General features: G+C 62.7%; 11 protein-coding genes. 2 read left to right on the forward strand and 9 right to left on the reverse strand.

What is annotated here, in order from left to right:
- Positions 1-61: 61 nt before the first annotated feature.
- The 6 genes from gcvT to J3P90_RS05760 form a co-directional block, all read right to left on the reverse strand.
- Complete coding sequence (gene gcvT / locus J3P90_RS05735; RefSeq protein ID WP_434675959.1) at positions 62-1,186, reverse strand: glycine cleavage system aminomethyltransferase GcvT; 1,125 nt, start codon at positions 1,184-1,186, stop codon at positions 62-64.
- A 31-nt stretch (positions 1,187-1,217) separates the two neighbouring features.
- A complete protein-coding gene (locus tag J3P90_RS05740) occupies positions 1,218-2,594 on the reverse strand; it encodes an L-serine ammonia-lyase (protein ID WP_434607430.1) in 1,377 nt (458 codons plus the stop codon).
- Between the two features lie 186 nt (positions 2,595-2,780).
- On the reverse strand, positions 2,781-5,630 hold the full coding sequence (gene gcvP / locus J3P90_RS05745) for an aminomethyl-transferring glycine dehydrogenase (protein ID WP_434675960.1): 2,850 nt from the start codon (positions 5,628-5,630) through the stop codon (positions 2,781-2,783).
- 10 nt (positions 5,631-5,640) lie between these two features.
- A complete protein-coding gene (gene gcvH / locus J3P90_RS05750; RefSeq protein ID WP_434675961.1) occupies positions 5,641-6,024 on the reverse strand; it encodes a glycine cleavage system protein GcvH in 384 nt (127 codons plus the stop codon).
- Positions 6,025-6,451: 427 nt separating this feature from the next.
- Positions 6,452-7,960, reverse strand: a complete 1,509-nt coding sequence (locus tag J3P90_RS05755) for a sigma-54-dependent transcriptional regulator (protein WP_420765243.1) — start codon at positions 7,958-7,960, stop codon at positions 6,452-6,454.
- Positions 7,961-8,170: 210 nt separating this feature from the next.
- A complete protein-coding gene (locus J3P90_RS05760; protein ID WP_420765242.1) occupies positions 8,171-9,076 on the reverse strand; it encodes a LysR family transcriptional regulator in 906 nt (301 codons plus the stop codon).
- A gap of 112 nt (positions 9,077-9,188) precedes the next feature.
- Here J3P90_RS05760 and J3P90_RS05765 point away from each other — a divergent pair, with 112 nt between their 5' ends.
- Positions 9,189-10,067 carry an MBL fold metallo-hydrolase gene (locus tag J3P90_RS05765; protein ID WP_434675962.1) on the forward strand — a complete coding sequence of 293 codons (879 nt, stop codon included), beginning with the start codon at positions 9,189-9,191 and terminating at the stop codon, positions 10,065-10,067.
- A gap of 183 nt (positions 10,068-10,250) precedes the next feature.
- A complete protein-coding gene (locus tag J3P90_RS05770) occupies positions 10,251-10,865 on the forward strand; it encodes an NAD(P)-dependent oxidoreductase (protein ID WP_420765240.1) in 615 nt (204 codons plus the stop codon).
- A 21-nt stretch (positions 10,866-10,886) separates the two neighbouring features.
- Here the strand turns inward: J3P90_RS05770 and J3P90_RS05775 are convergent, their stop codons facing one another.
- Genes J3P90_RS05775 through J3P90_RS05785 form a run of 3 tightly spaced genes read right to left on the reverse strand, consistent with a single transcriptional unit; the run spans position 10,887 to position 14,468 of the window.
- Positions 10,887-11,216, reverse strand: coding sequence for a GlpM family protein (locus J3P90_RS05775; protein WP_212800569.1), 330 nt, complete (start codon positions 11,214-11,216; stop codon positions 10,887-10,889).
- A gap of 25 nt (positions 11,217-11,241) precedes the next feature.
- Complete coding sequence (locus J3P90_RS05780; protein ID WP_434676546.1) at positions 11,242-12,522, reverse strand: sigma-54-dependent transcriptional regulator; 1,281 nt, start codon at positions 12,520-12,522, stop codon at positions 11,242-11,244.
- A gap of 44 nt (positions 12,523-12,566) precedes the next feature.
- Positions 12,567-14,468, reverse strand: a complete 1,902-nt coding sequence (locus tag J3P90_RS05785; protein WP_434560307.1) for a sensor histidine kinase — start codon at positions 14,466-14,468, stop codon at positions 12,567-12,569.
- Positions 14,469-14,613 lie beyond the last annotated feature (145 nt).

Here is a 14,613-nt window from a genome sequence, read left to right on the forward strand (position 1 = left end):
GCGGTTGCGTTACACATTAGTGCACGTATAACGAAACCGCGTTACTTATAGAAACAACCAATCAACCACGGTAGTAGCGCTGCGGAACGAATGGCATTTTGCTTACAAGCAAAGGCACTTTTTTCCCACGCACAATGGCCCAGACCGGTGTGTCCAAGGCGACGAAGGCGCTGTCCAGATAACCCATCGCCAATGGACCGCCCAATGTCGGCCCGAACCCGCCGCTGCAAACCGTGCCGATGATCTCGCCGGCTTCGTTGACGATCTCCGCGCCTTCACGCACCGGTGTGCGTTCTTGGGGCAGCAGGCCGACACGTTTGCGCTTCACGCCTTGCTGTTGCTGGGCAAAAACAGTTTCCGCCCCGGGGAAGCCCCCGGCGCGTGCGCCATCGGCGCGGCGGACCTTGGAAATCGCCCACAGTAGGCTGGCTTCAATGGGTGTGGTCTCGGTGTTCATATCGTGGCCGTAGAGGCACAGGCCCGCTTCCAGGCGCAGGGAATCACGGGCGCCAAGGCCGATGGCGGCGACTTCCGGTTCGGCCAGCAGGGCGCGGGCGAGTTTCTCCGCATCGGCGGCCGGCACGGAAATCTCGAAACCGTCTTCACCGGTGTAGCCCGAACGGCTGACAAAGCAATCCACGCCCAGCAGAGTGACGCGCTGGAATTGCATGAAGGTCATCTTCGCCACGTCCGGCGCCAGACGCGCGAGCACGGTCACGGCCGCTGGGCCTTGCAGCGCGAGCAGGGCGCGGGCTTCGAACAGCGGCTCGATGCTGCACTGACCGCCGATGTTCGCTTGCAGGTGGGCCAGGTCCTGATCCTTGCACGCCGCGTTGACCACCAAAAACAGCTCATCATTGCCCAGGTTGGCGACCATCAAATCGTCGAGGATGCCGCCGTTGTCGTTGGTGAACATGGCGTAGCGCTGCATGCCCACGGGCAAGTCGATGATGTCCACCGGCACCAGCGTCTCCAGTGCCTTGGCCGCACCCGCGCCGGTCAGGCGGATCTGGCCCATGTGGGACACATCGAACAGCCCGGCCTGATCCCGGGTGTGCTGGTGTTCTTTCATCACGCCCAAGGGGTATTGCACCGGCATGTCGTAGCCGGCGAATGGCACCATGCGGGCGCCGAGTTCGAGGTGCAGCGCGTGCAGCGGGGTTTTCAACAGTTGTTCGGTGGACATATCAGCTCCTGGAAAATGAAAGGGGCACGCATCAGCATTCGATGATGTTGACCGCCAGACCGCCGCGGGCGGTCTCCTTGTATTTGCTTTTCATGTCGGCGCCGGTCTGGCGCATGGTGCGGATGACTTTGTCGAGGGAGACGAAGTGATGACCATCGCCGCGCATGGCCATGCGCACCGCATTGATGGCCTTTACCGAGCCCATGGCATTGCGTTCGATGCAGGGCACCTGGACGAGGCCACCGATGGGGTCGCAGGTGAGCCCGAGGTTGTGTTCCATGCCGATTTCGGCGGCGTTTTCCACTTGTTGCACGGTACCGCCCAGCACTTCGCAAAGCGCACCGGCGGCCATGGAGCAGGCCACGCCAACTTCACCCTGGCAGCCAACTTCAGCACCGGAGATGGAGGCGTTTTCCTTGTAGAGGATGCCGATGGCGGCGGCGGTCAGCAGGAATCGCACCACGCCATCTTCGTTGGCCCCGGGAATGAAGCGCATGTAGTAGTGGAGCACGGCCGGAATGATGCCCGCCGCACCGTTGGTGGGCGCGGTGACGACACGGCCGCCGAAGGCGTTTTCTTCGTTGACGGCCAAGGCATACAGGTTGACCCAGTCCAGCACGGACAGCGGATCGCGCAAGGCCGCTTCAGGGTTCTTGCACAACTGGCGATGCAACGCCGCAGCCCGGCGCTTGACCTTGAGGCCGCCCGGCAAGATCCCCTCGTTGCGACAGCCCGCCGCCACGCAATCCTGCATGACCTGCCAGATCTTCAGCAGGCCGGCGCGGGTCTCGGCTTCGGGGCGCCAGGCGCTTTCGTTGGTCAGCATGACCTGGCTGATGGACAGACCGTAGGTGCTGCAGTGGGCCAGCAGATCTTTTGCGCTCTTGAACGGGAAGGTCAGGGGCGTGGCATCTTCGACGATACGGTCGGCGCCGGCGGCGTCTTCATCCACGACGAAGCCGCCGCCTACCGAGTAGTACTCGCGGCTGCGCACTTGCAGGCCGGCGGCGTCGAAGGCGCGGAAGATCATGCCGTTGGGGTGGTAGGCCAACGGTTTGCGGATCATCGCCAGGTGCAGTTTTTCGTTGAATTCGATGGTGTGCTCGCCGAGCAGGTTCAGGCGACCGCTGCTGCGGATCTCCTGGAGCCGGGCGGTCACTGTTTCGGTGTCCACGGTGTCCGGATGCTCGCCTTCCAGGCCCAGCAGCACGGCCTTGTCACTGCCGTGGCCCTTGCCGGTGGCACCGAGCGAGCCGTACAGCTCGACTTTGACGCTGGCAGTGGTATTGAGCAACTCATCACGACGCAACCCTTCGACGAAACGGGCCGCGGCACGCATCGGACCGACCGTGTGGGAGCTGGAAGGACCGATGCCGATCTTGAACAGGTCGAACACGCTTAACGACATGGTGTTTCTCCGGTTTCTTTTTATGGGATCGACTTTGAAGATGTGACTCAGGCCCTAGTGGGAGCGAGCTTGCTCGCGATAGCGGTGTGACAGTCACTCAAGTGACGACTGACAGTACGCTATCGCGAGCAAGCTCGCTCCCACAGGGGAAGATTCGGAGGGCGGATGGACCGCCCTCCACTTACCTTAAGCGTAGCTTTCGATCGACGGGCAGGCGCAGACCAGGTTGCGGTCGCCGAACACGTTGTCGACCCGACCGACTGGCGGCCAGTATTTGCCTTCGATCAACGACGCCACCGGGTACACCGCCTGCTCGCGGCTGTAGGGGTGAGTCCAGTCGCCGACGAGTTCCGCCGCGGTGTGCGGGGCGTTCTTCAGCGGGTTGTCGTCTTTGTCGAGGCTGCCGTTTTCCACCGCGCGGATTTCTTCGCGGATGCAGATCATGGCGTCGCAGAAGCGGTCCAGCTCTTCCTTGGATTCGCTTTCGGTCGGCTCGATCATCAACGTGCCGGCCACCGGGAACGACATGGTCGGGGCGTGGAAACCGAAGTCGATCAGGCGCTTGGCCACGTCATCGACACTGATGCCGCTGCTGTCCTTGAGCGGGCGCAGGTCGAGGATGCATTCGTGGGCCACCAGGCCGTTGCTGCCGGAGTAGAGCACCGGATAATGCTCTTCCAGGCGACGGGCGATGTAGTTGGCGTTGAGAATCGCCAGCTGTGAAGCGCGCTTGAGGCCCGCGCCGCCCATCATGCGGATGTACATCCAGGTGATCGGCAGGATGCTCGCACTGCCGAACGGCGCCGCGCACACCGCGCCTTCCTTGCGTTCCATGTTGGCGTGGCCCGGCAGGAACGGCGCCAGGTGCGACTTGACGCCAATCGGGCCGACGCCCGGGCCGCCACCGCCGTGGGGAATGCAGAAGGTCTTGTGCAGGTTCAGGTGCGAGACGTCGCCGCCGAATTTGCCTGGGGCGCAGAGGCCGACCATCGCGTTCATGTTGGCGCCGTCGATGTACACCTGGCCGCCGTTGTCATGAATGATGCCGCAAATCTCGCGGATGCCTTCCTCGAACACGCCGTGGGTGGACGGGTAGGTGATCATCAGCGCGGCGAGGTGCTCGCGGTGCTCGATGGCCTTGGCCCGCAGGTCTTCGATGTCGACGTTGCCACGGGCATCGCAGGCGGTCACGACCACGCGCATGCCGGCCATGTTGGCGGTGGCCGGGTTGGTGCCGTGGGCCGAAGACGGGATCAGGCAGATGTCGCGACGGTCTTCGCCACGGCTCTGGTGATAGGCGCGGATCGCCAGCAGGCCGGCGTATTCGCCCTGGGAACCGGCGTTGGGTTGCAGCGAAACCGCGTCATAGCCGGTGGCGGCGCAGAGCATGGCTTCGAGCTCGTCGGTCAGTTGCTGATAGCCGGCGCTTTGCTCGGCCGGGGCGAACGGATGCAGGGCGCCGAACTCTGCCCAGGTCACCGGGATCATTTCGCTGGCGGCGTTGAGTTTCATGGTGCAGGAACCCAGCGGGATCATGGTGCGATCCAGCGCCAGGTCCTTGTCGGCGAGCTTGCGCAGGTAGCGCATCAGCTCGGTTTCGGAGTGGTAGCGGTTGAACACCGGGTGGCTGAGGATCGCCGATTGGCGCACCAGCTCGGCCGGGATGCGGCTTTGCATGCTGGTAGCCAGTGCGGTGAAGTCCGGCAGAGGCTTGCCGTCGGCCAACAGGCTCCACAGTGCTTCGATGTCAGCCTGGTTGGTGGTTTCGTCCAGGGACAGGCCCAGGCGTTCGGCGTCCACTGCACGCAGGTTGATGCGCTGGGCGCGGGCCTTGTCGTGCAGCGCGGCGGTTTGCGCGCCAGTGTGCAGCGTCAGGGTGTCGAAGAAGCTTTCTTGCTCGACTTTCAGACCCAGCGCGCCCAGCCCCTTGGCAAGGATCGCGGTCAGGTGATGGATGCGGTTGGCAATTTGCACCAGGCCCTTGGGACCGTGGTACACAGCGTACATGCTGGCGATGTTGGCGAGCAGAACTTGGGCGGTGCAGATGTTGCTGGTGGCTTTCTCGCGGCGGATGTGTTGCTCGCGGGTCTGCATCGCCAGGCGCAGGGCCGGCTTGCCGAAACGGTCCACGGAAACGCCGACCAGCCGGCCCGGCATGTCGCGCTTGAACGCATCCTTGGTGGAGAAAAAGGCCGCGTGCGGACCGCCGAAACCCAGGGGAACGCCGAAGCGCTGGGCGCTGCCGATGGCAACGTCGGCACCGAACTCGCCCGGAGGGGTCAGCAGGGCCAGGGCCAGCAGGTCGGCGGCCACGGCCACCAGGGCATTGGCCGCGTGGAAGCGTTCGGTCAGCTCGCGGTAGTCGAACAGGTCGCCATTGCTGGCCGGGTACTGCAAGAGTGCGCCGAAGAAGCTGCTGACGTCGCTCAGTTCGCGCTCGTCGCCCACGACCACGTCGATGCCCAGGGGCTCGGCACGGGTGCGCAGCACATCGAGGGTCTGCGGGTGGCTGTGCACGGAGGCGAAGAACGCATTGCTGCCCTTGTTCTTGCTCAAGCGCTTGCAGAAGGTCATGGCTTCGGCGGCGGCGGTGGCTTCGTCCAGCAGGGAGGCGTTGGCGATCGGCAGGCCGGTGAGGTCGCTGATCAAGGTCTGGAAGTTCAGCAGTGCTTCGAGACGGCCCTGGGAGATTTCCGGCTGGTAAGGGGTGTAGGCGGTGTACCAGGCCGGATTTTCCAGCAGGTTGCGCAGGATCGGTGCCGGCGTATGGCAGTTGTAGTAGCCCTGGCCGATGTAGGTCTTGAACAGTTGGTTCTTGCCGGCGATGGCCTTGATCGAGGCCAGTGCATCGGCTTCGCTCTGGCCGTCGCCCATGTCCAGGACGCTGGTGCCTTTGATGCTTTCCGGGATCACGCTGGCGCTCAGGGCTTCCAGGGAGTCGTAGCCCAGGCGTTCGAGCATGGCTTGCTCGTCGCCTGCACGCGGGCCGATGTGGCGGGCGATGAATTCGTTGGCGGTGCCGAGATTAACGGTCATGGTGCGCTCCTCAGGCTTCGGCGTTGGCTTTGATCAGGCGGTCGTAGGCGTCTTGATCCAACAGCTTAGCCACTGCATCGGCGTCGGTCGGTTTAAAACGGAAGAACCAGCCTTCGCCCATCGGATCTTCGTTGACCAGCTCCGGGCTGTCGCCGAGTTTTTCATTCACTTCCAGCACTTCACCGTCCAGTGGCATGTACACACCGCTGGCGGCCTTGACGGACTCAACGGTGGAGGCCTCGTCGCCTTTGGCGTAGGCCTGCAATTCAGGCAGTTGCACAAAAACCACGTCGCCCAACGCGTTCTGCGCGAAAGCGGTAATGCCTACGGTGACGCTGCCGTCGGCTTCGGCGCGCAGCCATTCGTGATCTTCAGTGAAACGCAACTCGCTCATGGAAACTCCTGGGGCCAGACTCGTCTGGTGGACGCGAAGAAAGGCGCGGGGCTTGGCCCGGCCGAATGGTTAAACCCTTAGCAAGAACGTGGCCAATGTTTAAAAGTCTTTGTTTATCAATGTATTGGATGGTTTTCCAGCGCGCTCGCTATTACAAGATGTAGCGAAAACGCTACAGCTAGGCGCCTGGAAAAAATCGTTGCGGGATCAAAGCGTTGCGCAGAGCAGGTCAGCGCGGGGTGTAGCGATATCGTTCCGCTGTAGCGCTTTCAGTACAGATGGAGGTCGTTTTTGACTAACTTTCAAATACGCCTCAGACCAATGTGGGAGCGAGCCTGCTCGCGAAAGCAGTTTTTCAGTCAATAATGATGTTGGCTGATATACCGCTTTCGCGAGCAGGCTCGCTCCCACAGGTAGCCGAGTAAAGCTACGGCTTCCCGGAAATCCCGTACTTGCGCAACCGATGGGCAATTGCGGTATGGGAGGTCTGCAGTCGGCTGGCGAGCTGGCGAGTAGAAGGGTAATTGGCGTAGAGGCTTTCGAGCAGGTGCTTCTCGAAGCTTTCCACCGCCTGCTCCAGGCTTTCGACTTCGACGTCGCCCTGACGCGCCACGGAGGTGCCGGCGATGTCCAGGTCGCCGATATCCACGAGGCTGCTTTCGCAGATGGCGGCGGCGCGGAAGATCACGTTCTGCAATTGCCGCACGTTGCCCGGCCAGCGGTTGCCCAGCAAGGCCGGGTAAGTGCCAGGGGCCAGGCGGCAGACCGGGCGCTGGATCTGCGCGCAGGCCTGCTGCATGAAATACCGCGCCAGCAGCAGGATGTCCTGGCCGCGTTCACGCAGCGGCGGGACTTCGACATTGAGCACGTTCAAGCGATAGAACAAGTCTTCGCGGAACGAGCCTTCGTTGACCATTTTCTCCAGGTTACGGTGGGTCGCGCTGAGAATCCGCACGTTGACCTTGATTTCCCGGTCGCCGCCGACCCGCCGGAAGCTGCCATCGTTCAGGAAACGCAGCAGCTTGGCTTGCAAGTACGGCGACATTTCGCCGATTTCATCGAGGAATACCGTGCCCTGGTTCGCCAGCTCCATCAGCCCGGGCTTGCCGCCCCGTTGCGCGCCAGTGAAGGCGCCTGGGGCGTAGCCGAACAGTTCACTTTCGGCCAGGTTTTCTGGCAGTGCCGCACAGTTGAGGGCCAGGAACGGTGCGCTGTGTCGGGCACTGATGGCGTGGCAGGCGCGGGCCACCAGTTCCTTGCCGGTGCCCGTCTCGCCTTGGATCAGCAGCGGTGCATCCAGGGCCGCGACCCGTTGGGCGCGGGCCTTGAGGGTGCGGATCGCCGGGGATTCTCCCAGCAGCGCGTCGAAGCCTTCGGCGTGATCGTGGTGCAACGCCGACAGGCGTTCGCCGATACGGTTGGGCTGATAAAGCGTCAGCAGCGCCCCGGCATCGGTGATGGGCGTGGCGTCGAGGAGCAGCGTCTGGCCGTTGACGGTGATTTCCCGCAGCGGCAAGCGAAAACCGTTTTCCAACAGCGCATCCAGCAGCGCCGCGTCATCGAACAGCTCCGCGACGCTTTCCCCGGCCGGTTCGCGACCGTACAGGGCGATCAGCGCCGGGTTGGCGAGCAACACCTTGCCGGCGCTGTCCAGGGCGAGCACCGGGTCGGTCATGGCGGCGAGCAAGGCATCGAGCTGCAAGTGCCGGCGCTGGCCCGGCAGGATGTCCACCACCGTGACCGCCTGCACGCCGCGCACGCTGAACAGCGCCTCGCGCAACTCATCCAGCACCTGTGGGCTGAGAGTCGGGGCGTCGATGTAGACGTTGGGCGGGACCATTTCCACCGCATCCAGGTTGAGATTGCGCCCACCAAGCAAGGCCAGGACTTCCTGGGTGATGCCGACGCGGTCGATGAAACTGACGTGGATACGCATGGGGCGGCTTTGGGTTCTGGAATGCGGAGGGTGGCAAGTATGCCTTGGGGCGGGCTAATGGTGAAATACTGGCGCAAGGCTTAAGGCTGTACAGAGATCCCTTGTGGGAGCGAGCTTGCTCGCGATGGCTGAGTGTCAGCCACCCTTTTATTGACTGATACACCGCTATCGCGAGCAAGCTCGCTCCCACAAAGGTTCCCGCAGAGGTAGCTACAACCCCACATCCCATTCAGGTGTTTCGGGAAACCTGAGCACCAGAAAATCCAGCAGGCTGCGCAACGCCGAGGGCATGTGCTTGCGTGAGGCATACACCGCATACATGTTCATCCGGCGCGGTTCGGCGTGGGGCAGCAGGCGCACCAGTTCGCCGTTCTGGATATGAGGGCCGACCTGGTAGCTGGGCAGCATCGCCACACCGGCGCCGGCTATCGTTGCCTGGAGCAAGGTGCTGGCTTCGTTGGCGCTGATGTTGCCCTGCACCGGCACCGACAGCTGTTCGCCGTCCTGCTCGAAATGCCAGAGGCTTTTGCCTACGTAGGAATGGGTCAGGCAGTTGTGCTGGCTCAGGTCTTCCACCCGTTGCGGTGTCGAATGTTCGCGCAGGTAGCGGGGGGAGGCGCAGATGACCGAACGGCATACCGTGAGACGCCGGGCGATCAGGTTCGGATCGAGATCGTTGCTCATGCGGATCGCCAGGTCGATGCGTTCGTCCACCAGGTTGACGGTGCGATCGAGCATTTGCAGGTCAACGCTCACGCCCGGGTAGCGCTGGACGTATTCGGCCATCGCACTCGCCAATTGCGACTGGCCGAACGAGGGGCTGGCGCTGATGCGCAGCATGCCCCGTGGCGCGTCTTCGGGCGTGCTGACGGCCGCTTGCATGTCGCCGCACAGCTCCAGCATCTGCCGGCAGCGGGGCAGGGTCTCCGTGCCTGCGGCCGTCAGGCTCAGCTTGCGCGTGGTGCGGTGCATCAGCCGGGCACCGACCCAATCTTCCAGCTCCGCCAGATAGCGCGATACCACCGGCCGCGACAGGTCCAAGTGCTCGGCCGCCGCCGACTGGCTGCCCAGGTCCACCACGGTGACGAACACTCGCATTGCTTGTAGACGATCCATGATCTGCCCGATTTTAGAAACAAACTATGTCCCAGCATCGCATTTTTTGTACTGAGTCTGGCAACTAAGCTCCGTTCATTCCCTTGCGGGCCATTGCACAACGGAGCACCTCATGACCGGTTTCACTCTTCTAAAACGCTTGTCGCTGGCGACCGCAGCGCTGGCCATCACGGCCCAGGCCTGGGCCGCCGACTTGACGCTCGACGTCTACAACCCCGGCGCGGCGGCGATTTTCCCGGTGACTTCGGTATTGGTCAGCGGTGAAAAAGAGGCGATCCTGGTGGACGCCCAATTTGGCAAAACCCAGGCCGAGCAGGTCGTGGAAAAAATCCGCGCCAGTGGCAAGCGGTTGACCACGATCTACATCAGCCACGGCGACCCCGACTACTATTTTGGCCTGCAAACCCTGGTAGCCGCTTTCCCGGAAGCCAAAGTCCTCGCATCCGCGCCAACCGTGGAGCACATCAAGGCCACTGCCGATGGCAAGTTGAAATATTGGGGGCCGATCCTGAAGACCGACGCGCCGTCAAAGACGCTGGTGCCCCAAGTGCTCAAGGGCGACAGTTTGACGCTGGAAGGCAAGCGCTTGCAGGTCATCGGCCTTGACGGCCCTCAGCCGGACCGCAGTTTCGTGTGGATTCCGTCGATCAAGGCGGTGGTGGGAGGTGTGGTGGTGGCGGAGAACATTCACGTCTGGATGGCCGATACCCAGACGCCGCAATCCCACCAGGATTGGCTGGCGACGCTGGATAACATCCAAAAGCTGCAACCGACCACCGTGATCCCCGGCCATTACCTGGGCGAAAGCGCTCGTTCCCTGGCGCCAGTGCGCTTCACCGCCGATTACATCAAGGCCTTCGACGAAGAAACCGCCAAGGCCAAGAATTCCGCCGCACTGATCGCCGCCATGAAACTACGCTATCCACAGCTGGGGGAGGACAGTTCCCTGGAGCTGAGCGCCAAGGTGGCGAAGGGCGAAATGAGGTGGTGAAACCCGAACTTTGATCTGGACGCTTTTGTGGCGAGGGAGCTTGCTCCCGCTCGGCTGCGAAGCAGTCGCAAAAATACTGGGTCTGCTGCGCAGCCCAGCGGGAGCAAGCTCCCTCGCCACGAACGTGTTCATGGTTCTAGAACGCGTTGAAGTAATCACTACGAATAACCATAGGAGAATCCCATGAGCACCATCGCAATCATCGGCGCTACAGGCCGGGCCGGCAGCCAATTGCTGGAAGAAGCCTTGCGCCGTGGTCACAGCGTGACGGCCATTGCCCGCAACACCGGAAAAATCGGCACACGGGCGGGAGTGGTCAGCAAGCAGTTGGACGTACTGGACAGCGAGGCACTGACCGCAGCGGTAGCAGGCCACGACGTGGTCATCAGTGCTGCGCATTTCGCCACGGTGCCAGCCGACAAGGTTGTCGCACCGGTGAAGGCCGCCGGAGTCAAGCGCCTGCTGGTTGTGGGCGGTGCCGGTTCGTTGTTGTTGCCGGATAACAGCCGCGTGATCGACAGCAAGGGCTTCCCGGAGGAATACCTGGCCGAAGCCACGGCCGGAGCGTTGTTCCTGGACGTGTTGGGCAAGGAGCAGGACCTCGATTGGACCTTCCTTTCGCCCTCGGCGGAGTTCGTCGAAACCGAACGCACCGGCCAGTTCCGCGTCGGCAAGGATCACTTGCTGTTCGATAACGCCGGGCGCAGTTGGATCGGCTTCGCCGACTACGCCATTGCGATGATCGATGAGGTCCAGGCGCCGCAGTTTTCGCGGACGCGGTTCACTGTCGGCTATTGAGCCATCGATCCGTGCAGCGAATCACCCGTGGATCCTCACCCAGACACTGACCAGCACCGTCGCCGCCATCAACCAGGCGACGGCAGCCACGGCCAATGACGCTTCGAGGCGCATCCGGTCGACCATCACGTACAGCGTCGCGAGATAGACGAAATACGGAATGATCGACCACATGCCGAACACGATGGTGGTCTTCAGGTCATCCACCGAGCGGCCCTTGCCGACGATGTAGTGGGCAATCAGCGCAAAGGTCGGAAACAGCGGCACCAGCCCGGCGATGTAATAGTTCTTGGTCTTGGCGAGCATCGCCAGGATGACGACAACGGCTGCGCCGAGCGCGGCCTTGAAAATAAGATCCACAGGTTCATGTCCCAGGTCAGTGGCTCAGGCCATATTTTTTGACTTTGTCGAAGAGCGTGGTCTTGGCCATGCCCAGTTCCTGGCTGGCCTGGGTCAGGTTGCCGCCGCTGCGTTGCAACGCATCCACCAGCAGGTTGCGCTCGAAGGCTTCAACCGCTTCGGCGAAGGCCAGGCCTTGGCTGCCGGTGCTGGTGCCGGCTTTCTTGAACGCCGGCAAGCCCAGGGCGTAACGTTCGGCGACGTTGCGCAGCTCGCGCACGTTGCCCGGCCAATCGTGGCTCATCAGGTTCGACAGAGTGTGGTTGTCCAGCTCCGGCACGGTACGGTCGAAGCGCAGGGACGATTGCTGGAGAAAATGTTCGAACAGTTGCAGGATGTCTTCGCGCCGCTCCCGCAGGGGCGGCAGCTCCAGCGTCACCACATTGAGGCGGTAATACAGGTCGCTGCGGAACTGCCCGGTCCGACCCATTTCGTCCAGGTCGGACTTGGTGGCGGCAATCACTCGACAATCCACGGCCACGCTCTGGTTCGACCCCAGGCGTTCGAGGGTGCGTTCCTGCAACACGCGCAATAGCTTGATCTGCAAGGGCAGGGGCATGCTCTCTACTTCATCGAGAAACAGCGTACCGCCATCGGCGTGCTCGATCTTGCCGATCCGGCGCTTACCCGCGCCAGTGAAAGCGTTGGCCTCGTGGCCGAAAATCTCGCTTTCAAACAGGTTCTCCGGCAGGCCACCGCAGTTCAGCGCGACGAACTGCTTGTCGTGGCGCCGGCTGAAATCATGCAGGCAACGGGCGACCAATTCCTTGCCGGTGCCGGTTTCGCCTTCGATCAACACGTTGGCCGAGGTGTCGGCGACGTTGGCGATCAGCTCGCGCAGGTGTTGCATGGCCGGCGAGCGGCCGATGATGCGGCCTTCCAGGGAATCACGCTCGGCCAGTTGCCTGCGCAGCGAAGAAACTTCCCGGGCCAGGCTGCGCTGTTCCAGGGCGCGGCGTGCAACGTCCACCAGGCGCTCGGGGGAGAACGGTTTTTCCATGAAATCGTAGGCGCCTTTCTGCATCGCGCCTACGGCCATGGAAATATCGCCGTGGCCGGTGATCAACACCACCGGCAGGCTGCGGTCCCGGGCCTTGAGGCGGGTCAGCAGTTCCAGGCCGTCGATGCCCGGCAGGCGGATGTCGCTGATGACGATGCCGGCAAAATCATCGCCGACCCGCTCAAGGGCCTCTTCGGCGCTGCCCACGCCAATGCAGGGAATATCTTCCAGGCTCAAGGCCTGCTGGCAGCCCAGCAGGACGTGGGGGTCGTCTTCGACGATCAATACGCTCAGGTCGTTGTTCATAGCGGCTCGGCAGGTAAAAGGCTTACCAACGGTAAACTGAGGATAAACGTGGTGCCACCATCCTCCGGATGCTCGACTCCCAAATGTCCGCCGGCGGCGGCACACAGGCTTGCCGAAAGCGTCAAGCCAAGGCCCAGGCCTTGTTCGCCGGGTTTGGTGGTGAAGAACGGTTCGAACAGATGCTTGCGAGCCTCCGGGTCGATGCCGTGGCCATTATCCCGCACCCGCAGACGATACTTGCCATCGCTGCCTTGGCCTTCGAGCCACAGCTTCGGCGCGGGTTGCAGCTGCATGGCGTCAAGGGCATTGCCGATCAGGTTCACCAGGATCTGTTCCAGGCGCGTCTGGTCGATCTGGACCTGAACGTCTTCGAATGCCGTGTGGATCTGGATGTCGAGTTTTTCAAGGCGCGCGCCCAGCAATTGCAGCGCGGCCCCGACAGCCTTGCCCAGGCTCGCCCGGCCCTTGTCGTCGCCGCGCCGGGCGAAGGCGCGCAGGCTGGCGGTGATCCGACCCATGCGATCGATCAGGTCGTTGATGGTCCTGAGATTGGCGCTGGCGATATCCAGCTGGCCCCTTTCCAAAAAGCGCACGGTATTGCCCGACAGGGTGCGCAGGGCGGCCAAAGGCTGGTTGAGTTCATGGGCGATGCTGGTGGACATCTGGCCGATGGCCGCCAGCTTGCCGGCTTGCACCAGTTCGTCCTGGGCGCGCCGCAAGGTCTCTTCGGCCTGCCGTCGTTCGCGGATCTGGCCCTTGAGCCGTTCGTTGCTGGCCCGCAGGTCGGTGGTGCGTTCGGTAATCCGACGTTCGAGCTGATTGTTGGCCTCTTGCAACGCTTCGCGAGCGGCGAGGCGGGTGGCGATGACTTTGCGACGTTCGTTCCAGGCGATCAGCAGGAAAGCCACCAGGGCAAACGCCACGGCCACCAGAATGCCTTGGTTGATCGCTTGGCGGCGCAGGTCTTCGAGCGGGGTCAGTAACGTGAAATTCCACGGTGTGTCGCTCAGCGGCCGGGTCTGGGAAAGGTAGCTGGTGGCGCGCTGGTCAGCCGCGATTTCGGTGTTGGCGGGGAAAGTCAGCTTCTCCATGCCCTCGGCCAGCCGTTCCCGCGCCAGAGGGATCAGCTCGTTGAGCGGGAACCAGTAATATTGCAGGCTGCGGGCCAGGCGCTCCTTGGTTTCGTCGCTCAGCGGACGCACCGATTTGAGCCGCCGCGCCGGATCACTGGAGAGGATGATGATGCCGTTCTCATCGCTGACGAAGGCTTCCAGGCGGGCCCGCTGCCAGCGCTCCTCCATGGCTTCGAGGCGGACCTTGACCACGGCCACGCCGATGATCTTGCCTTGTTGCTCCAGGCCATGGGCCAGGTAATAACCGGGTTCGCCGCTGGTGCTGCCGATGCCATAGAAGCGCCCCGGCTGGCCGCGCACGGCGTTCTGGAAATAGGCGCGGAAAGACAAGTCTTCCCCCAGGTAGCTGTCGACGTCGCGCCAGTTGCTGGTGGCCATGACGCGGCCGGTGGTGTCCATGACGTAGATGGCCCGGCTGCGACTGCGCCGGTTCAGGCCCTCAAGGTATTCGTTGACGGTCTTGCGATGCTCGGGCGTCGGGTCGTCGAGCAATTTCGAGACGCTGGATTCAAGTTCCAGCAGGCTGGGCAAATAGGTGTATTTGCTGATTTCGCTCTCCACCGCGCGGGCGTGCAGCTCCAACTGACGCTCGCCATTCTCGGCGAGGCCGCGAATGCCATAGTGCTCGCTGATCCAGAAGCCGAGGTAACCCAGGCCGATCATCAACGCAATGACCAGCGGCGGCAGGAACAGATGGCGGATCAGGCGGGGTTTCACGGCGAGTGATGGCGGCGCGGCGCGATAAAGAGTGGGGTCGCATTTCATCACAGAAGCCTTGGGTCAACCAGTGTGGCGGCGGTCGTCCTTCGAACGCGGTCCTGTGGCGAGGGAGCTTGCTCCCGCTCGGCTGCAAAGCAGCCGCAAAACGGTTCATGCGGTATGCCAGAGACATTGCATTTCCGGTTTAGGG

The organism is Pseudomonas sp. D3-10 (assembly GCF_051132175.1).
In the GTDB taxonomy this organism is placed as follows: Bacteria; Pseudomonadota; Gammaproteobacteria; order Pseudomonadales; family Pseudomonadaceae; genus Aquipseudomonas.

What these genes read in the sequence shown, in the direction of transcription:
- gcvT (WP_434675959.1), bottom strand. Translation starts at nt 1,186, where the DNA reads ATGTCCACCGAACAACTGTTGAAAACCCCGCTGCACGCGCTGCACCTC.
- J3P90_RS05740 (WP_434607430.1), bottom strand. Translation starts at nt 2,594, where the DNA reads ATGTCGTTAAGCGTGTTCGACCTGTTCAAGATCGGCATCGGTCCTTCC.
- gcvP (WP_434675960.1), bottom strand. Translation starts at nt 5,630, where the DNA reads ATGACCGTTAATCTCGGCACCGCCAACGAATTCATCGCCCGCCACATC.
- gcvH (WP_434675961.1), bottom strand. Translation starts at nt 6,024, where the DNA reads ATGAGCGAGTTGCGTTTCACTGAAGATCACGAATGGCTGCGCGCCGAA.
- J3P90_RS05755 (WP_420765243.1), bottom strand. Translation starts at nt 7,960, where the DNA reads ATGCGTATCCACGTCAGTTTCATCGACCGCGTCGGCATCACCCAGGAA.
- J3P90_RS05760 (WP_420765242.1), bottom strand. Translation starts at nt 9,076, where the DNA reads ATGGATCGTCTACAAGCAATGCGAGTGTTCGTCACCGTGGTGGACCTG.
- J3P90_RS05765 (WP_434675962.1), top strand. Translation starts at nt 9,189, where the DNA reads ATGACCGGTTTCACTCTTCTAAAACGCTTGTCGCTGGCGACCGCAGCG.
- J3P90_RS05770 (WP_420765240.1), top strand. Translation starts at nt 10,251, where the DNA reads ATGAGCACCATCGCAATCATCGGCGCTACAGGCCGGGCCGGCAGCCAA.
- J3P90_RS05785 (WP_434560307.1), bottom strand. Translation starts at nt 14,468, where the DNA reads ATGAAATGCGACCCCACTCTTTATCGCGCCGCGCCGCCATCACTCGCC.